The sequence below is a fragment of the Stenotrophomonas sp. 22DLJC03 genome (assembly GCF_056861405.1).
In genome coordinates this window covers 760,120-777,504 of the sequence record NZ_JBSPUG010000003.1, presented here as the reverse complement: position 1 = coordinate 777,504, position 17,385 = coordinate 760,120, and the positions used below count along the sequence as shown (strand labels likewise).

General features: G+C 67.9%; 18 protein-coding genes. 10 read left to right on the top strand and 8 right to left on the bottom strand.

The features are described from left to right. The first annotated feature begins 3 nt into the window (after positions 1 to 3). On the top strand, positions 4 to 621 hold the full coding sequence (locus tag AC13GA_RS14265) for an SGNH/GDSL hydrolase family protein (protein WP_046983012.1): 618 nt from the start codon (positions 4 to 6) through the stop codon (positions 619 to 621). Between the two features lie 4 nt (positions 622 to 625). Beyond that, complete coding sequence (locus AC13GA_RS14260; RefSeq protein WP_295381536.1) at positions 626 to 1,342, top strand: methyltransferase domain-containing protein; 717 nt, start codon at positions 626 to 628, stop codon at positions 1,340 to 1,342. A 68-nt stretch (positions 1,343 to 1,410) separates the two neighbouring features. Here AC13GA_RS14260 and AC13GA_RS14255 read toward each other — a convergent pair whose 3' ends face one another. Continuing rightward, positions 1,411 to 2,190, bottom strand: a complete 780-nt coding sequence (locus AC13GA_RS14255; protein WP_046983010.1) for a polysaccharide deacetylase family protein — start codon at positions 2,188 to 2,190, stop codon at positions 1,411 to 1,413. 59 nt (positions 2,191 to 2,249) lie between these two features. Here AC13GA_RS14255 and grxD point away from each other — a divergent pair, with 59 nt between their 5' ends. Then, positions 2,250 to 3,176, top strand: a complete 927-nt coding sequence (gene grxD, locus AC13GA_RS14250; protein ID WP_046983009.1) for a Grx4 family monothiol glutaredoxin — start codon at positions 2,250 to 2,252, stop codon at positions 3,174 to 3,176. A gap of 77 nt (positions 3,177 to 3,253) precedes the next feature. Here the strand turns inward: grxD and AC13GA_RS14245 are convergent, their stop codons facing one another. Continuing rightward, the gene (locus AC13GA_RS14245) at positions 3,254 to 3,793 is read right to left on the bottom strand and encodes a DUF924 family protein (protein ID WP_046983008.1); all 540 of its coding nucleotides are present in this window, start codon (positions 3,791 to 3,793) and stop codon (positions 3,254 to 3,256) included. Between the two features lie 43 nt (positions 3,794 to 3,836). Beyond that, a complete protein-coding gene (locus tag AC13GA_RS14240; RefSeq protein ID WP_005414446.1) occupies positions 3,837 to 4,613 on the bottom strand; it encodes an AMP nucleosidase in 777 nt (258 codons plus the stop codon). A gap of 152 nt (positions 4,614 to 4,765) precedes the next feature. On the opposite strand from AC13GA_RS14240, the gene AC13GA_RS14235 reads away from it, so the two are divergent. The 5 genes from AC13GA_RS14235 to AC13GA_RS14215 all read left to right on the top strand — a co-directional run bounded on the left by AC13GA_RS14235 (position 4,766) and on the right by AC13GA_RS14215 (position 9,543). Next, complete coding sequence (locus tag AC13GA_RS14235; RefSeq protein ID WP_337302182.1) at positions 4,766 to 6,175, top strand: amidohydrolase; 1,410 nt, start codon at positions 4,766 to 4,768, stop codon at positions 6,173 to 6,175. After that, positions 6,175 to 7,437 carry an amidohydrolase family protein gene (locus AC13GA_RS14230; RefSeq protein ID WP_478474043.1) on the top strand — a complete coding sequence of 421 codons (1,263 nt, stop codon included), beginning with the start codon at positions 6,175 to 6,177 and terminating at the stop codon, positions 7,435 to 7,437. The genes AC13GA_RS14235 and AC13GA_RS14230 overlap by 1 nt, the downstream gene beginning before the upstream one ends. A gap of 20 nt (positions 7,438 to 7,457) precedes the next feature. Further along, the gene (locus tag AC13GA_RS14225) at positions 7,458 to 8,090 is read left to right on the top strand and encodes a 2-hydroxychromene-2-carboxylate isomerase (RefSeq protein WP_447782544.1); all 633 of its coding nucleotides are present in this window, start codon (positions 7,458 to 7,460) and stop codon (positions 8,088 to 8,090) included. A 95-nt stretch (positions 8,091 to 8,185) separates the two neighbouring features. Next, complete coding sequence (locus AC13GA_RS14220; RefSeq protein WP_046983004.1) at positions 8,186 to 9,127, top strand: DegV family protein; 942 nt, start codon at positions 8,186 to 8,188, stop codon at positions 9,125 to 9,127. Positions 9,128 to 9,204: 77 nt separating this feature from the next. Further along, a complete protein-coding gene (locus AC13GA_RS14215; protein WP_005410998.1) occupies positions 9,205 to 9,543 on the top strand; it encodes a hypothetical protein in 339 nt (112 codons plus the stop codon). Between the two features lie 110 nt (positions 9,544 to 9,653). Here the strand turns inward: AC13GA_RS14215 and AC13GA_RS14210 are convergent, their stop codons facing one another. The 4 genes from AC13GA_RS14210 to AC13GA_RS14195 all read right to left on the bottom strand — a co-directional run bounded on the left by AC13GA_RS14210 (position 9,654) and on the right by AC13GA_RS14195 (position 14,768). Continuing rightward, positions 9,654 to 11,066 carry an efflux transporter outer membrane subunit gene (locus tag AC13GA_RS14210; protein ID WP_482998391.1) on the bottom strand — a complete coding sequence of 471 codons (1,413 nt, stop codon included), beginning with the start codon at positions 11,064 to 11,066 and terminating at the stop codon, positions 9,654 to 9,656. Further along, positions 11,063 to 12,145 (bottom strand): HlyD family secretion protein, encoded by a 1,083-nt coding sequence (locus AC13GA_RS14205; protein WP_482998390.1) that lies wholly within the window; start codon positions 12,143 to 12,145, stop codon positions 11,063 to 11,065. Before AC13GA_RS14205 ends, AC13GA_RS14210 begins: the two co-directional genes overlap by 4 nt. A 21-nt stretch (positions 12,146 to 12,166) precedes the next feature. Beyond that, the gene (locus AC13GA_RS14200) at positions 12,167 to 13,696 is read right to left on the bottom strand and encodes an MFS transporter (protein WP_482998389.1); all 1,530 of its coding nucleotides are present in this window, start codon (positions 13,694 to 13,696) and stop codon (positions 12,167 to 12,169) included. A gap of 154 nt (positions 13,697 to 13,850) precedes the next feature. Beyond that, positions 13,851 to 14,768, bottom strand: coding sequence for a LysR family transcriptional regulator (locus AC13GA_RS14195; protein ID WP_012512076.1), 918 nt, complete (start codon positions 14,766 to 14,768; stop codon positions 13,851 to 13,853). A 141-nt stretch (positions 14,769 to 14,909) separates the two neighbouring features. Between AC13GA_RS14195 and AC13GA_RS14190 the strand changes: the two genes are divergently transcribed. Then, positions 14,910 to 15,356: a universal stress protein gene (locus AC13GA_RS14190; protein ID WP_478474047.1), complete on the top strand. Its 447-nt coding sequence runs from the start codon at positions 14,910 to 14,912 to the stop codon at positions 15,354 to 15,356. A 5-nt stretch (positions 15,357 to 15,361) separates the two neighbouring features. Beyond that, positions 15,362 to 15,832 (top strand): hypothetical protein, encoded by a 471-nt coding sequence (locus tag AC13GA_RS14185; RefSeq protein WP_482998388.1) that lies wholly within the window; start codon positions 15,362 to 15,364, stop codon positions 15,830 to 15,832. A gap of 29 nt (positions 15,833 to 15,861) precedes the next feature. Here AC13GA_RS14185 and AC13GA_RS14180 read toward each other — a convergent pair whose 3' ends face one another. Next, complete coding sequence (locus AC13GA_RS14180; protein ID WP_447782553.1) at positions 15,862 to 17,307, bottom strand: GGDEF domain-containing protein; 1,446 nt, start codon at positions 17,305 to 17,307, stop codon at positions 15,862 to 15,864. Positions 17,308 to 17,385: the final 78 nt, after the last annotated feature.

Below are 17,385 nucleotides of genomic sequence, written 5' to 3'. Positions count from 1 at the left end.
GCCGTGGCGCTGTCCTACCTTGCGCTGGGCGATTCGTACACGATCGGTGAAGCGGTGGCGGTCGAAGGCCGCTGGCCGCACCAGCTGGCCGCCGCCCTGCGCGCGCAGGGCGTGGACCTGGCCGAGCCACAGACCATCGCCACCACCGGCTGGACCACCGATGAGCTCGACGCCGGCATCGACGCAGCCGCGCCGCAGGGCCCGTTCGATTTCGTCAGCCTGCTGATCGGCGTCAACAACCAGTACCGCGGCCGACCGCTGGACGAGTACCGCCTGCAGTTCCAGGCGCTGCTGCAGCGGGCAATCGGCTTTGCTGCCGGCCGCGCCGAACGTGTGCTGGTGCTGTCCTTCCCGGATTGGGGCACCACCCCGTTCGGTGCTGGCAGTGGCCGTGACCTGGCCGCGGTCGAGATCGAGACCGACGAGTTCAATGCGGCCGCTGAGGTGATCAGCACCCGGCTGGGCGTGGCCTTCGTCGATATCACCGACATCAGCCGCGACCGCGGCACCGATCCGGCGATGATCGCCGAGGACGGCCTGCACCCCTCGGCGCGGATGTATGCGCTGTGGAGCGAGCGGGCACTGCCGGTGGCCGCGCACCTGCTTGGCGGCACGGACTGAAGCGATGGACGGCATGCCACGGACTGGCACGCCGCTGCCCTGCACTCCTCTGACGAGCGCGCAGTCTCGCTTGATCGCCGAGGCATTCCGTCCAGCGCAGGCCTGGGGCAACCGCCGCGACTACTACTACGCCCGCAGCAAACTCGGCAGCGACCCCCTGTACGACGGCGTGTTGCAGCACCTGCCTGACGACGGGCAGCCGCTACTGGACCTGGGCTGCGGACTGGGCCTGTTGGCCCACGTGCTGCGCCAGCGTGGCGGTACCCAACGCTACCTGGGCGTAGACGTGGATGCCGCCAAGATCACGCGCGCCCGGCGCGCTGCCGTCGATCTGCACGATGTGCACTTCGATTGTCTGGACCTGCAGGCGCCGCTGCCGGCACGGGCCGGGCACGTATTGCTGCTGGATGTGCTGCAGTACCTGGACGCAGGTCCGCAACAGGCGCTGCTGCGCGCGGCCAGTGCGCGGGTGGCCCCCGGTGGCCGCCTGCTGCTGCGGACGCCGCTGGCCACCGGCGATGGCCGCGACCGCACCACCCGGGTGGCCGACCGGTTGGCCTGGCTGGTTGGCTGGATGGGCACGCGACCGTGCCACTACCCCGATCCAAAGGTGCTGCAGGCGACGCTGACCGAAGCCGGATTGCAGGTGACGGCCCCCCGGCCGCTGCACGGGCGTACCCCCTTCAACAGCTGGCTGCTGGTGGCGCACCGCATCCGCTAGCGCCGCGCCATGCCCGGCGGATTCCATCCATGCCGCTGCGCTCGCCGGGCGTGGCCCGGCGCTACCGGTTATCCGGGCGGCAGTTCGGCCTTCAACCCACGCTCATCGAGCGCCTGCAGCACGCGCTCGATGATCTCCAGGTTGTGGCCGTGCGCCGCACCTTCATGCAGCAACACGATGGCACCCGGGCGCAGGTCAGGCAGCAGCCGTGCCAGCACGCCGTCCGGCGTGCAGTCGACCCCGTCGTAGCCGCGCGCGCTCCAGCCCACCCGGACCAGTCCCAACCGCTGCAGCACCGGCGCCACGAACGGGTTGGTCATGCCCACCACCGAGCGGTACCAGCGCACCGGCTGGCCACTCAGCGCCTGCAGTGCGTGCTGGCAGCCCTCGATCTCGGCATGCATCGCGGCCGGGCCAAGCCGCCAGAAGCGGGCCTGCGGGTGGCTGAGGCTGTGGTTGCCCAGGTCATGCCCGCGGCGCAGGATCTCCTGCACCAGTTCCGGCTGCGCCAGCGCGCGCGCGCCCACCAGAAAGAAGGTCGCACGCGCCTGGTGGCGGTCCAGCAGGTCGAGCACGGCACCGGTTTCCTGGCTGGGGCCGTCATCGATGGTCAGCCACACCGTGTTTCCGGCCTTCGGTAACCGGGCCAGCACGGGCGCATAGAAACAGCTGTTGGGCAGGAACACCGGCACCATGAACAACGCATGGCTGGCCACCAGCAGCGGCAGTCCCCACTGCCAGCCGGCCAGCACCCAGGCCAGGATCACGACCATCTGCGACGCCACCAGCCAGGGCAGCCAGCGCCAGGGGCGGGCCGGGATGCGATGCAATGTTCCTTCGCTGCTCATCCCCCATGATGCCATGGGGGTTAGAATTGACGATTCGAATTCCCGGAACCCAGACGTCCATGTCCCTCGATCCCGCCCTGCGTTCGCGCATCGAAACCATTCTCAACGACAACCGCGTCGTGCTGTTCATGAAGGGCCAGCCGTCGATGCCGCAGTGTGGTTTCTCGGCCAAGGCCGTGGGCGCCCTGCAGGACCTGGGTATCGAGTTCGCCCATGTCAACGTGCTGGCCGACCAGGAAATCCGTGAAGGCATCAAGGCCTATGGCGACTGGCCGACCATCCCGCAGCTGTACATCGACGGCGAACTGGTCGGCGGCAGCGACATCGTGCTGCAGATGGCCGCCAGCGGCGAGCTGAGCAGCGTGCTCGGCCTGGCCGCGCCGGACCGCACCCCGCCGAACATCACCGTCACCCCGGCCGCCGTGGAAATGCTCAAGGGCGCGCTGGCCGACGCCCCGGGCGCCGCCCTGCAGCTGAGCATCGACGCCGGCTTCCAGCCGAACTTCCAGCTGGCCCCGCACGACGAAGGCGCGATTGCCGCCGAATCCAACGGCCTGCGCGTGCAGTTCGACCTGGCCAGCGCCCGCCGCGCCAATGGCATCACCATCGACTGGGTGGACGACATCCGCGGCAAGGGCCTGGCGATCGACAACCCGAACGCGCCCAAGCCGGTGCAGGAAATCAGCGTGCGTGATGCCGACGACCTGGTGCGTGCCGGCAACATCACCCTGGTGGACGTGCGCCCGGCCGATGAGCGCGCCATCGCAGCGGTCGGCGTGCCGTTCAAGAGCTTCGACGGCAACGGCCGCGCCGAACTGGAAGCTCTGCCCAAGGACACCGCGCTGGCCTTCATGTGCCACCACGGCGGCCGCAGCGCACAGGCGGCCGAGCAGTTCCGCGCGCTGGGCTTCACCAAGGTGTTCAACGTCACCGGCGGCATCAACGCTTGGTCGGAAGACGTGGACAACGGCGTGCCGAAGTACTGATCGGCACTGAAAAAGGGGACGGAGGGGATCAAGTCGTTTGTGCCTCAAACGACTTGATCCCCTCCGTCCCCTTTTTCTTATCCGGCAAACCCGCCTTCGGCGAGGTAGTCCAGTTCTTCCGGCGTCGGAATGCGGCCAACCACCGCGTTGCGGTGCGGGAAGCGGCCGAAGCGGCGGATGATGTCGCGGTGCAGTTCGGCGTACTGCAGGTATTCCTTGTCACCCAGCACGTCGAACATCGCCACCGAGCGGTCCTGGTCCAGCGGATCCTCGGAATGTTCGAACGGCAGGTAGATGAAGGCGCGCAGCTTGGGCACCAGCTGCAGATCCAGGCCTTCCTCGATGGCACGCGTGGCGTAGTGCCGCGCCAGGCCGTCGGTCGCATAGGAATGCGCGGTACCACGGAAGCAGTTGCGCGGAAACTGGTCCAGCAGCAGCATCAGGGCCAGCGCCCCTTCGGCACTGCCCAGCCAATGTTCGCGCGCGCGCGACGCCGCTGCGAAATGCTCATCCAGAAACAACTGGCGGAACTGCGCGTCGAACGCGTCGTCGCGGGCGAACCACTTCGCAGGGCCCGCCTCCTTCCAGAATTCCACCACTTGCGCGGCAACGTCCATTACCTACTCCCAGGCCCGGACGCCCCGCGCCCGGCCTTCATCATCATTCGTCGAAGCGCAGGTGGCGGACCGACTTGCCGTTGCGCCGGATAAGCTTAAGCGCCTCGATGCCGATCTGGATATGGTTTTCCACGAACTGGGAGCTGACCTTGGCATCGGAGGCCTCGGTCTTGACTCCGTCCGGGATCATCGGCTGGTCCGAAACCAGCAGCAGCGCGCCGCTGGGGATGTGGTTGGCGAAGCCGGCGGCGAACACCGTAGCCGTTTCCATGTCGATGGCCATGCAGCGCATTGCCCGCAGCCGCTCCTTGAAGGCCTCGTCGTGCTCCCATACCCGACGGTTGGTGGTGTAGACGGTGCCGGTCCAGTAATCGTGGCCGAGGTCGCGGATCATGGTCGAGACCGCACGCTGCAGCGCGAAGGCCGGCAGCGCCGGTACTTCCGGCGGCAGGTAGTCGCCCGAGGTGCCCTCGCCGCGGATCGCCGCGATCGGCAGCACCAGGTCGCCCAGCTGGTTCTTGCGCTTGAGGCCCCCGCACTTGCCCAGGAACAGCACCGCCTTGGGCATCACCGCCGACAGCAGGTCCATGATGATCGCGGCGTTGGGGCTGCCCATGCCGAAGTTGATCATGGTGATGCCATCGATGGTGGCACTGGCCATCGGCCGGTCCAGGCCGATGACCGGCGCACCGGTCAGCTCCGAGAACGTATGCAGGTAGCCGCCGAAGTTGGTCAGCAGGATGTGCTGGCCGAACTGGTCCAGCGGTACGCCGGTATAGCGCGGCAGCCAGTTGTCGACGATTTCCTGCTTGCTCTTCATGGACGGTCCGGTACGGCGGGGGACCGGCTATTTTCGGCCAGCCGGGCGATGCCGTCGAGCAGCCGCATGCCACCATGTGAAGAAGGTCACTTGGCAAGCACGCCACCGCCCGGCTAGCGTCGGCGGCTGGACTACGCCGCGAGGGGAACTGCATGGCATCGACGTTGTTGCACGCCGGGGTGGCATTGGCGCTGCTTTCATTGAGCACGGCACCGGCAGTGGGCGCCTCGCGCTTCGTCGCCGATCCCTACCCCAGCACCTACCAGGCCCATCCCGATGCGCCAGTGCTGATCCAGAACGCCACCGTGCTGACCGGCACCGGCCAGCGCCTGGACAACGCCGACGTGCTGCTGCGCGATGGCCGCATCGTCGCGGTCGGCCGCCAGCTGCAGGCCGACCCCGGCATCACCCGCATCGACGCGCAGGGCAAGTGGGTGACCCCGGGCCTGATCGACGTGCACTCGCATCTGGGCGTGTACCCCAGCCCGGGGGTTGGCGCGCACAGCGACGGCAACGAGATGACCGCACCGGTCACCGCCAACGTCTGGGCCGAACACTCGGTGTGGCCGCAGGACCCCGGCTTCGCCACCGCACTGGCCGGCGGCGTGACCAGCATGCAGGTGCTGCCAGGCTCGGCGAACCTGGTGGGTGGCCGCGGCGTGACCCTGAAGAACGTCCCGGCCATCACCTACCAGGCCATGAAATTCCCCGGTGCGCCGTGGGGGTTGAAGATGGCCTGCGGCGAGAACCCGAAACGGGTCTACGGCGAAGGCAAGGGCGTGACCCCGGCCACGCGGATGGGCAACGTGGCCGGCTACCGCGCGGCCTTCATCGATGCGGCCGACTACATCGCCAAGAACAAGCCCAAGCCGGCCAAGCGCAAGGGCTGGTTCGGCAGTGACAAGGGCGACAGTGCCGGTGATGCCGGCGGCAAGCGCGATCTCAAGCTGGACACGCTGGCCGGCGCCATCGAAGGCGACATCCGCGTGCACATCCACTGCTACCGCGCCGACGAGATGGCCACCATGCTCGACCTGGCCAAGGAGTTCGGTTTCAAGGTCGCTGCGTTCCACCACGGCGTGGAGGCCTACAAGCTGGCCGACCGGCTGGCTGCCGACGGCGTCTGCGGTGCGCTGTGGGCCGACTGGTGGGGCTTCAAGATGGAAGCCTTCGACGGTATCCCGGAGAACATCGCGCTGGTCGACCGCCCGAAAAACAGCTGCGCCATCGTCCACTCCGATTCACCCGAGGGCATCCAGCGCCTGAACCAGGAAGCCGCCAAGGTGATGGCCTCCGCGCGACGCGCACGCATGCCGGAGATCACGCCCGAACGTGCCATCACCTGGATGACCGCCAACGCCGCCAAGGCGCTGGGCATCGAAGGCCAGACCGGCAGCCTGGAGGCCGGCAAGATGGCCGACGTGGTGGTGTGGAATGGAAATCCCTTCAGTTCGTACGCACTGGCCGAGCAGGTCTTCGTCGATGGCCGACGCCTGTACGACCGCAACGCGCCGCGAGCAACGCCGCGTTCCGATTTCCAGCTTGGCCAGGAGGTGCGCTGATGGGCGTGTTGAACAAGCGCCGCCGGGCATGGCCCGGCGCTACCTTGGTTGCGCTGTTGTTGATGACAACCGCAGCCTCGGCGCAGGACCTGTTGGTGCGCAACGCGACGGTGCATACCGCCAGCGCGCGCGGCAGCCTGCAGAATGCCGATGTGCTGGTGCAGGGTGGCGTCATCCGCGCGGTGGGCAACGGCCTGTCGGCACCGGCCGGCGCCACCGTGGTCGAGGCCAATGGCCGCCCACTGACGCCTGCACTGTTCGGCGGCATCACCGAGACCGGCATCGAAGAAGTTTCCGGTGAATCGAGCACGGTGGACAGTTCGCTGAAGATCGGCGAGCAACCGCTGCGGCCGGAATTCGACGTCACCCTCGCCTACAACCCGGCCTCAGTGCTGATTCCGGTCACGCGGCTGGAAGGCATCGGCTTCACTGCGTTGGGGGCAGCCACCGGCGGTGGCTTCGTGGCGGGCCAGGGCGGCGTGATGCGGCTGGATGGCAGCATCGACCCGATCGGTCCGCGCGCGCTGTTCCTGCGCATCGGCGCAGCGGCCTCAGAACTGACCGGTCATTCGCGCGCCGCACAGTGGATGCTGCTGCAGCAGATGATCGACGAGGCGCGTGGCCAAGTGGCTGCGGACTCGCCGCATGCATTGCTGACCCCCGCCGGGCGCCGCACGCTCAGCCGTTACCTGGCCGGCAAGGGCCGCATCGTGGTGGAAGTGGACCGTGCCGCCGACATCCGCCAGCTGCTGCGCTGGGCCGCCCGCGAGAAAGTGAAGATCGCCATCTCCGGCGCCAGCGAAGCCTGGCAGGTGGCCCCGGAACTGGCCGCTGCGCACGTGCCGGTGTTCGTCGACGTACTGTCCAATCTGCCCGCCAGCTTCGACCAGATCGGTGCCACCCTGGAAAACGCTGCGCGCCTGCAGCGTGCCGGCGTAGCGGTCTCCTTCGTGCAGCGCGGCGACGCCAGCCACAACGCACGCAAGATGCGCCAGCTGGCCGGCAATGCGGTGGCCAATGGCCTGCCCTGGGCCGATGGCCTGGCCGGCCTGACCCGGGTACCGGCGCAGGCGTTCGGCGTGGCCGACCAGATTGGCAGCATCGAACCCGGCAAGCGTGCCGACCTGGTGCTGTGGGAAGGCGACCCGCTGGACGTGGCGCACTATGCCGAGCAGGTCTGGCTGGGTGGTCGTGCAATGCCGATGCGCTCACGGCAGACCGAACTGCGCGACCGCTACCTGCAGCGCAACGCGCAGCCCTGACCGCACACGAGGACACACCGATGGCCACACTGCGCTGGTATTTCGATTTCATCTCGCCCTATTCCTACCTGCATTGGCAGAAGCTGAAGCAGCTGCCGCAGTTCGCGCAGATCCAGACCGTGCCGATCGCCTTCGGTGCGGTGCTGCACCACCTGGGCAACCTCGGACCCGCGGAGATTCCGGCCAAGCGGCGCTTCATCTACCGCCAGCTGCTGTGGACCGCGCAGACCGAGGGCACGCCGCTGCGCTTCCCGCCGGGTCATCCGTTCAACCCGTTGTCCGCCCTGCGCCTGTGCCTGGCCGCCGGCGCCAGCGCGCAGGCGGTGGACGTGCTGTTCGACTGGATCTGGCGCGACGGCAATGCCGCCGACAGCGCCGAGGCGCTGCGCGAGCCCGGCACCCGGCTGGGCATCGATGATGTCGCCACGGCCATCGCCGAACCGGCGGTCAAGGAGCAGTTGCGGCGCAATACCGAGGCCGCGATCAGCGCCGGCGTGTTCGGTGTGCCGACCCTGGCCATCGACGGGGAACTGTTCTGGGGCAACGACGCCCACCCGCTGATGGCCGCGGTTCTGGCCGATCCTGGCCTGCTGCAGCAGCCCGAATGGCAGCGCCTGGCCAGCCTGCCGGTGGCGGTGCAGCGCAGTCGCTGAACAGGGCGTGGCGCGTTTCCCTCGCGCGCCTGGCTGGGATTTGAGATAGATTTCACGTTTCCGAACCTACAACCGCCCTGGAGGGGGAGCCGCGGATGCGCATCGGAATCGTCGTCGACTCGGCCTGCGACCTGCCGCAGGCCTTCATTGCCGAACACAACATCGTGCTGCTGCCGATCACCGTACGGATCGGCGAAGCGGTGCTGGCCGATCACCGCGATGAGCAGGCTACGCTGAGCTTCCTGCATGCGCATGTGGCCGAGCACGGTGCTGAAGCGGAGACCATTCCCTTCAGCGTCAACCAGATCCGCGACCTGTTCCTGCAGCAGCTGGTGATCGATTACGACCACGTGTTCTGCATGACCATCACCAAGACCCGTAGCCCGATCCACGACAACGCGCTGCAGGCCAGTTTCGCCATCCTCAACGACTACAAGCCGGTGCGTCAGGCGGCCGGCTACAACTCGCCGTTCGCGCTGCGCGTGCTCGACACCCAGAACCTGTTCGCCGCCCAGGCGGTGACGGCGGTGGAAGCGGTGCGCCTGCGCGACAGCAATGCCAGCGTGCAGCAGATCCGCGAGCGGCTGGAGGAACTGGCTGGCAACGTACACGGCTACATGGTCACCCGTGACCTGTACTACATGCGCGCGCGTGCGCGGCACAAGGGCGACCGTAGTGTCGGCCTGCTCAGCGCCGCACTGGGCAGCGCGCTGGACATCAAGCCGGTGCTGCATGGCTACCGCGGCGAGACCGGGCCGGTGGCCAAGATCAAGGGCTTCGACAACGCCGTGCAAAAGCTGTTCGCGGTGGTCGGCCAGCGCGTGCGCGCCGGGCTGATGACACCCACGGTGTGCGTCAGCTACGGCGGCGAGCTGGACGAGCTGCGCACCCTGCCCGGCTACGCGCAGCTGAAGGAAATCTGCGCCACCCATGGCGTGACCGTGTACGAATCGGTGATGAGCCTGACCGGCATGGTCAACGTCGGCAAGGGCGCGGTCACCGTGGGCTTCGCCGATGGGCCGCATCGGTTTGAATGAGGGCCAACGCAGGCTGGTATCTGCACATCGATTCCACCGCGACTGTGCCAGCCTTTCCACACTTCAAGGAGAACTCCATGCCTGCGCAGTACCACATCAGCCTGCCCGACCCGTCCAAGGCCCGCGGTAACGACCCCGACCTGTCCTTCCATTCGCAGGGTGCGGCCGGCTTCGCCGAAGAACTGCAGGATGCCCTGCGCAGCGGCACGCTGTTCGAGCGCTGGAAAGCCAAGCAGCCCGACCCGGATGCGGTGGAACCGCAGTGGGGCGTGACCGATCCGGAGGCCACCGTGACCGGTGAGCAGAAGGACCTGCGCATCAACCTGGTCGCCACCACCCGCATCGACAGTGACGTGTTCAAGCAACGCCTGCGCCTGCTCGCCGGCAGCCACTGGGAGCTGCGCGACGTGCGTTGAGGCCATGCTCTGGTAGATGCCAACCTTGATTGGCGCTTCTGAAAAAAGCTGCCAACCAAGGTTGGCAACTACCGACGAACCGCCGGGCATGGCCCGGCGTTTCCATTTCCCTACCAGCCACCGCCCAGCGCGCGGTACAGCTCCACCCGCGCGATCGCGGCGGTGGCCTGGCTTTTGGCCAGCGCGGCCTGGTTGTCCAGCGCAATGCGCTGGGTGGTCAGCACATCCAGCATGTCGACCACACCGGCCTGGTACTGCCGACGCGCCGTACCCAGTGCGGTCTCGCTCTCATCCACCGCCACGTGCAGCTGCACCGTGCGCTGCTGCTCGGCACTGTAGCCATCAATGGCGTCGTCCACTTCATGCCAGGCCTGCAGCACGGTGCGGCGGAACTGCAGCGACGACTGTTGCTGCTGCAGCTTGCTCAGCGCCAAGTTGGCCTTCAACCGGCCGCCCTGGAAGATCGGCACGCTGATCGACGGCCCCATGCTGAAGCGGTGCGCGTTCCAGCCGTCCAGATCATCCAGCTGTTTGGCCTGGAAGCCAGCGTCGCCATTCAAGGTGATGCGCGGCAGGAAACTGGCCTTGGCCACGCCGATGCCGGCCGTTGCCGCATGCAGTGCCGCTTCGGCACGACGGATGTCCGGGCGACGCTCGGCCAGTTCACTGGGCAGCCCCACCGCTACGGTCGGCAACGCTGGCCAGTCACGGCGTGCATCCTGCAGCTGCGCGTCCAGCGCCTGCGGCGGCTGGGCCAGCAGGAACGCCAGCGCATTGCGCAACTGCGATTCACGATGCCGCAGCGGCGCGATGCGTGCCTGCAGCGATGCCACCTGCGCGGACGCGCTGGACACCTGCAGCGTGCTGGCAACGCCCTGCTGCTGGCGTGCCTCGGTCAGGCGCTTCATGTCGAGGGCGATGCTGAGGTTGTCCTCGGTGATCGACAGCAGCTGCCGTGTCGCACGCAGCTGCAGGTAGTCACGCGCGGTTTCCGCCAGCAGCGCAATGCGCACCGCGCGTGCATCCTCCTCCGCCATCTGCACGCGTGCATCGGCCGCTTCCACCTGTCGGCGCACGCGCCCCCACAGGTCCAGTTCCCAGCTCAGGCCGATACCGGTCTGGAACAGCCCATAGTCATCACGGCCGCCATTACCGGATGGATCATTCAGGCCCACTTCGCTGTTGCGTGCGCGCACGCCACTGGCGCTCGCGCTGACGCTGGGCAGGCGATCAGCGGCAGTGATGCCGCGTGCGGCGCGGCTCTGCTGCACGCGGTTGGCCGCCAGCTGCAGGTCCAGGTTGGCCGCCAGCACCTGGCTGGCCAGCTGGCCCAGCAGTGGATCATCGAAGCCGGCCCACCAGGCCGCGTCCTGGTCGATGGCGTTGCCGGCGACGGCCTCACCCTGCCAGTCGCTGGGCAGTTCCGCCTGCGGGCGCACGAAGTCCGGCCCCATCGTGCAGGCAGCCAGGACCGTGCACACGCTGGCCGCAACGAAGGTGCGGAACACGGTGACCGCGCTCATGCACCCTCCTCGCCTTTGTGGCCCTGTTCGCGCTGCGCACTCTGCGCACGCGTGCCGCTCCCCAGGTCAACGCTGGCTTCCACCGACATGCCGGCACGCAGCTGCTCCAGCAGCGGCTGGCCCGGCTCCAGCACGATCTTCACCGGAATACGCTGCACCACCTTGGTGAAGTTGCCGGTGGCGTTTTCCGGCGCTACTGCGGCGAAGGTGACGCCGGTCGCCGGTGCGATGCTGTCGATGTGCCCGCGCAGCGGCTTGCCCGGGAACACGTCCACCTTCAGTTCGACCTGCTGGCCGGCCTGCATGCGGGTCATCTGCGTTTCCTGGAAGTTGGCGACCACGAAGGCGCGCTTCAGCGGCACCACCGCAGCCACCGGCGTACCCGGGGTCAGGTAGGCACCCACGCGCACTGCGCGACGACCGACCACGCCATCGATCGGTGCACGCAGCACGGTGTGCGACAGATCCAGTTCGGCGCGCGCCTGCGCCGCTTCTGCGCGTTGCACCGCAGCCTGCGCGGCCTGCACGCCCGCGCTGAGGATGTCGGTGCGCTGGCGTGCGGTCGACAGCGCGGCCTGGCCCTGCTGCAGATGCGCACTGGCCACGGCCTGCTTCGATTGCGCCTGCTGTGCGTTCTGTACGGTACCGGCGCCGTCACGGGCCAGTTCGCGGTAACGCTGCTGGTCGGCACTGGCCAAGGTCAATTCGGAACGGCTGACATCGACGTTGGCCCTGGCCTGTTCGATCAGCGAGTCCTGCTGGGCCAGCGCGGCCTGCGCGTTGGCAAGCTGTGCACGGGCATTGGCCAGGTCGGCACGGGCCGCCTGCAGTGCTACCTGGTAGTCGCGGTCGTCAATGCGGGCAAGCACGTCGCCGGCCTTCACCGACTGGTTGTCCTCCACCTCCACGGCACTGACAAAGCCGGGAATCTTCGGCGCGACCAACGTGTAATCAGCCACCACGTACGCGTTGTTGGTGGCCTGGTGGCTGCCATCGCGCAGCAGCAGCCAGGCGCCGATGGCCAGGGCCAGCACTCCCAGGCCCAGGCCGGTGTGGAGAGTGGTTCTATTGATCGTCATGAGGGGGTTCCTGCGAAAGGTTCAGGCCACGGCACGTGGCGGATGGATGCGGGTGGGCATCCAGGCAATGAGGGGAATGAAGGCCAGCGCGACCAGCGCGACCACCCAGTACAGGTCGGCCGAGGTCAGCGCCTGTACCTGTGCATGCAGGCGCGCGTCCAGCTGCGGGCCCTCGGCCAGCCACGGTTGCTCGCCAAGGCGGTCGACCAGCACGGTGGAATGGAAATGACGGCGGCCCTGGGCGACGGCATCAAGCACGCCGCTGGCGAGCACTGCAGCGAAGCCCTTGACCGTGTTGAACCACGCCGAGGCAAACGGGCCGTCCTGCGGTGGCAGGCCGTTGGTCGCCAGCATCAGCAGCGGCAGTACCGCCATCGGCTGGGCAAATACCTGCAGCAGCTGCACCCACAGGAAGTTGTCGCGGATCCAGGCCACATCCAGATGCGAGCCCAACCAGCACGCCAGCGCCAGCATCGCCAGGCCCGTGGCCTGCACCCAGCGGCAATCCACCGCGCGAACGTTCAACAACGCCGCCACCAGCGGCAGCGCGATCGCCTGTGGCAACGCCACCCACAGCAGCATCGGCGCGGTCTGCAACGGCCGGTAGCCCTGCACGCTGGCCAGGAAGCCGGACGGGATCGAGATTACCGCCAGCAGCACGAACAGCACGCCACCCAGCGTCACCAGCGAGTAGCTGAGGTTGCGGTTGGCCAGCAGCTGCAGCTTGAAGAATGGCAGCGGATGGAACCATTCATTGATCATGAACAGCACCATCAAGCTGGCACCGCCACCGATCATCAGGGTGATCATCGGCGAGTCGAACCAGTTCAGGCGCGGGCCCTGCACCAGGCCCAGCACCAGCAGCACCAGCGCCGGCAGGCCCAGCGCCAGGCCCACGCCGTCGAACTGGGCGAAGCGCTCCAGCCGCAGCGGGTCCTGTGGCAGGCCCCAGCTGACCATCGCCATGGCGGCCAGGCAGTACGGCACGATCTGCCAGAACGCCCAGTGCCAGCCCACCTGCTCGACCCAGAACGCGGCCAGCGGCGTGCCCATGCTCGGGCCGAACGTCGCCGTCAGCGCATAGCCGGCCAGGCCATACAGCTTGATGCCCGGCGGCAGGAAGCGCAGCGCCACGCTCATCAGCAGCGGCGGCAGCGCGCCACCGCACAGACCCTGCAGCGCGCGCAGCAGCAGGAAAATCTGCAGGTTCGGGGCAAGCGGGCACAGCACACCCAGCACCATGAAGCCACCGATCATCGCCAGCGCGAAACGGCGCAGCGAGAAGGTGGCGGCGCACCACGGAGCGAAGGCCATCGCGCTGACCGACATCGCGCTGTACAGGGCAACAATCCAGCTGCCGTCATCGACGCTGAAACCCATCGCACCGCGGATGTCGGCCAGGGCGACCTTGGTGATGTTCTCGTTGAAGCCCGACACCAGCACCGCCAGCAGCACGCCACACAAGCCGACCAGGACGCGGCGGTCGAGCCCGGGGGCGGCGGCGGGACGGGGCGCTGCGGCGGCCGGAACAGCAGCGGCCGGCGTACTCATCGCCGGGCACCGATCCGTGCAGTACACGGCATGTTGGGGGTCATTGGAATGCGCTCAGTGAAACTCCGGGGAGCGCAGTCTAGGGAGCCGTTACCTTGCGAAAAATGGCGTGACCGGCATCCCAGGCGTGCGTCCGGCGCACGCCTTCCGCCGATCAGTGGCGAGCCGCCTCGACCGAATCGCACATGCTCTTGATCGCCCGCCGCAGCCACTGGTGGGCGGGATCGTTGTCCATCCGCGGGTGCCAGGCCTGCACCAGCGCCACGGTGCGCACCGGTACTGGCAGCGGGAACATGCGCAGCGGCAGGCCCATATGGGCGATGCGATCGAGCATCACGCTCGGCATCTGCGGCAGCACAAGATCCGAATCGGCAGCGGCGAAGATCGCGCCATGGAAGGTGGGAATCACCACCGCCACCCGCCGCTGCAGGCCCAGCGCTGCCAGTTCCTCGTCGATCGGTCCGTGCGCCAAGCCGCGCCGGGACACCGCGATGTGGTCGCAGGCGGCGAAACGTTCGGCACTGATATCGCCATCGAACAAGGGATGGTCGGCGCGCGCCGCACCCAGCAGCGAGGTGGTGAACAGGTGCTGCACCTTGGTTTCCGGGCTGTGCTTGCCGGCGGTGCTGATGTACAGGTCGATCCGCCCCTGCACCATCGCATCGTCATCGGTATCGCCCTCGGGTACGAAGCGCAGCATGCAGCCCGGTGCCTGCTGGCGGAACACCTCGCGCAGCCGCCCTCCATAGCTGCCGATGAACACGTCGTTGGCGCGCACGCTGAAGGTCCGCTCCAGGGTTGCCATGTCCACTTCACGGCCGGCATTGAACACGCGGTGCGCCTGCTCGATGACATCACGGACCTGCTCGCGCAGTTCCAGTGCGCGCGGGGTGGGAGCCAGCCCACGGCCGGCGCGCACCAATACCGGGTCGCCAAGCGCGGTCCGGATCCGGCCCAGGGTACGGCTCATCGCCGGCGCGCTCAGGTTCATCCGCCGCGCGGCGGCGGCCACGCTGCATTCGTCGATCAGCACGTCCAGTGCCAACAACAGGTTCAGGTCCGGCAGGGGCATGACAGTCTCCAGTAAACCAGATGACTCTACGACACTCGCCACTGGAATGAAGTGCGTTTGACGCATTCATTGACTGCCGCGCACGGCATGGGTGCGCGCGGTGACATCGGCGACCATCCCTGGCCTGCAAAGGAGACATCCATGTTCACTACCCTGCTGGTCGCCCTCGACGGTGGCCCCCAGCACGCACGCGTGCTGGACCTGGCCGCCGCCATTGCCGGCCCCCGCAGCCGCCTGCACCTGCTGTGCGTGCTCGACCCCGAGTACGCGCTGGCCGCCGACGCCAGCGACGCCGACCGCGTCGAGTACCCCGAAGCCGCGCGCCAGCGCTCGCGGGCCGAAGCGATACTTGCCGAGGCACTGGCCGAGCTGCGCGAACGCGGCGTCGATGCCATCGCCCAGATTCCTTCAGGTGACCCCGGCGAAGTGATCAGCGACCAGGCCCGGCGCCTGCAATGCGACCTGATCGTGATCGGCCACCGCCATCTGTCCCGCCTGGAACGCCTGTTCGAACCCTCGATCGGACAATGGACCATCGACCACGCGCCCTGTCCCGTGCTGGTGGAAACCCGCGACCCACAGCCCTAGCAACCATGGCCTCCCGTTCCCCGTTGTTTCCCACCCGCGTCAACTACCGCGCCTTCGGCCGCCAGTTCGGCCGTGGCGAACAGGCACTGCTGGCGGCGATACGCCAGCTGCACGATCCTGATCAACAGGCCGATGGACTCGCCCAGCTGAGCAGCCTCGGTATTGATCCCGAAGGCTGCGACGCGTTCGTCGGCCTGCTGCCGCTGCTGGCCACGCCCACCGCCCCGATCGACCTGTTGCCCGCCGGCTCACCGTTCATCGCGGCCAGCGAACTGGACCTGCTGGTCTGCCTGCTGCGCATCGCCCGGTGGCGGCATGCACGCCCGCGCGAAGATGACACGCTGGCACCGTTGCGCCAGCAACTGGCGCGCTGTGCGCTGGCCGTGCAGACGGCAAACCTGCCGTTGCGGCAACGCTCGTTGTCACCGGTCGGGCTGAGGCTGCTCGACCCGGCCGGCTGGCAGCGGCAACGCTGACCCAGCGCAGGGATGCGGATCCACGGCATTCAGCAGTCGATCGTGCCATGTGCGCTGCCTTCGTCATCAAGCACATGCGCATGCAGGACCACCCGGTTGCGGCCGGCACGCTTGGCGGCATACAGGCCGGCGTCAGCATCGGCCAGCAGCTGATCAGCGCTGGCCAGCGCCGGCGGATGCAGGTAGCCCACACCAACGCTGATGCTGACCCGTCCCTCCGGCAACGGAAGCACTTCCACCGCCTCGCGCAGGCGTTCGGCCAGTGCCAGCACACCGGACAGCGGGCTTGCCGGCACGATCACCGCGAACTCTTCACCGCCATAACGGGCAACACTGTCGCCGCCGCGACCGGCAATGGCCTTCAACACCGCGGCCACGGCCTGCAGGCAGCGATCCCCGGCGGGATGGCCGTGCTGGTCGTTGAACGCCTTGAAGTGATCGATGTCCACCAGCAGCAGGCCCAGCTCGCTGCCACTACGCCGCGCACGGTTCCACTCGGCCAGCAGCAGTGCATCGAACTCGCGGCGGTTGGCCACGCCGGTGAGGCCGTCCTGCCGCGCCAGCTGGTCCAGGCCCGCCTGCCGCTCCATCAGGTCGGTCTGCAGCAGGATGCTGCGCAGGCCGAAGCCCAGCGTCGCCACCACGAACCCGCTGACCGCCAACGGCCGCGCGTGATCGACCACCAGCGTGCCGACCACCAGCAGCAGCAGCGGCAGGATCATCGGGCCAGCCGCCTGCACCGTGCGCGCCAGCCGCGGGTGAGGCACGGCGCCCGGCAGCGGTGCCCGGCTCAGCGCCAGCAACGCCAGCAGCAGGAACGGCAGGTCGATCAGCAGGTCGTTGTAGGCACCGAAGGAATCTTCCGAGGTGTAATGGTTGATGTAATAGGCCACCAGCAGGTAGGCCAGCGCATACAACGCCAGCGCGCGGAAGAAGCTGCGCCGCTCGGGCACGTCGCCGGCCAGCCAGCGCACCACCGCGAAGCCGGCGATGCACAGGTTCTGGATATCGAACATGCGCTGCATGCTGACCAGCGCCAAAGGATCGATCTCGACCCGGTCGGCGAACGACTGCGTATGTACGAAGAACATTACGCCCAGCAGTGCCGCCATCGCTGCATCGATCAGGCTGATGCTCAGCCGCTCGCGTCGTGCACGGGCCAGGATGAACACCATCGGCACGCCATACAGCACGTACAGGAACAGGCTGGCCTGCGGGGTGATGTCGGCACGGCCAGCACCCAGTGCGTCGAACATGTTGATGGCCATGCCACCGGCCCACAGCAGCAGCGCCAGTGCGGTTGCACGCCAGCCCAGTGCTGCGCGGTCGCGACGGGCCCGCCACAGGCAGGCGGCAGCCGCCAACAGGGGCGCGCCGGTCAGGAACACGAACGAGCCGGCACCCGCCCCTTCCGGCCACAGGGCCAGCACCAGGCCATGGCACAGCACATACAGCAGCGCCAGCACTACCGGCATGCATCCCCCGATCCGCAAGGCCGTATGGACGCACGATAGTCCTGCCCGCGCCACAGCGGCGTGATCCACTGCGGCAAG

Coding starts and splice junctions, on each gene's coding strand:
- AC13GA_RS14260 (WP_295381536.1), top strand. CDS start 626: ATGGACGGCATGCCACGGACTGGCACGCCGCTGCCCTGCACTCCTCTG.
- AC13GA_RS14255 (WP_046983010.1), bottom strand. CDS start 2,190: ATGAGCAGCGAAGGAACATTGCATCGCATCCCGGCCCGCCCCTGGCGC.
- grxD (WP_046983009.1), top strand. CDS start 2,250: ATGTCCCTCGATCCCGCCCTGCGTTCGCGCATCGAAACCATTCTCAAC.
- AC13GA_RS14245 (WP_046983008.1), bottom strand. CDS start 3,793: ATGGACGTTGCCGCGCAAGTGGTGGAATTCTGGAAGGAGGCGGGCCCT.
- AC13GA_RS14240 (WP_005414446.1), bottom strand. CDS start 4,613: ATGAAGAGCAAGCAGGAAATCGTCGACAACTGGCTGCCGCGCTATACC.
- AC13GA_RS14235 (WP_337302182.1), top strand. CDS start 4,766: ATGGCATCGACGTTGTTGCACGCCGGGGTGGCATTGGCGCTGCTTTCA.
- AC13GA_RS14230 (WP_478474043.1), top strand. CDS start 6,175: ATGGGCGTGTTGAACAAGCGCCGCCGGGCATGGCCCGGCGCTACCTTG.
- AC13GA_RS14225 (WP_447782544.1), top strand. CDS start 7,458: ATGGCCACACTGCGCTGGTATTTCGATTTCATCTCGCCCTATTCCTAC.
- AC13GA_RS14220 (WP_046983004.1), top strand. CDS start 8,186: ATGCGCATCGGAATCGTCGTCGACTCGGCCTGCGACCTGCCGCAGGCC.
- AC13GA_RS14215 (WP_005410998.1), top strand. CDS start 9,205: ATGCCTGCGCAGTACCACATCAGCCTGCCCGACCCGTCCAAGGCCCGC.
- AC13GA_RS14210 (WP_482998391.1), bottom strand. CDS start 11,066: ATGAGCGCGGTCACCGTGTTCCGCACCTTCGTTGCGGCCAGCGTGTGC.
- AC13GA_RS14205 (WP_482998390.1), bottom strand. CDS start 12,145: ATGACGATCAATAGAACCACTCTCCACACCGGCCTGGGCCTGGGAGTG.
- AC13GA_RS14200 (WP_482998389.1), bottom strand. CDS start 13,696: ATGAGTACGCCGGCCGCTGCTGTTCCGGCCGCCGCAGCGCCCCGTCCC.
- AC13GA_RS14195 (WP_012512076.1), bottom strand. CDS start 14,768: ATGCCCCTGCCGGACCTGAACCTGTTGTTGGCACTGGACGTGCTGATC.
- AC13GA_RS14190 (WP_478474047.1), top strand. CDS start 14,910: ATGTTCACTACCCTGCTGGTCGCCCTCGACGGTGGCCCCCAGCACGCA.
- AC13GA_RS14185 (WP_482998388.1), top strand. CDS start 15,362: ATGGCCTCCCGTTCCCCGTTGTTTCCCACCCGCGTCAACTACCGCGCC.
- AC13GA_RS14180 (WP_447782553.1), bottom strand. CDS start 17,307: ATGCCGGTAGTGCTGGCGCTGCTGTATGTGCTGTGCCATGGCCTGGTG.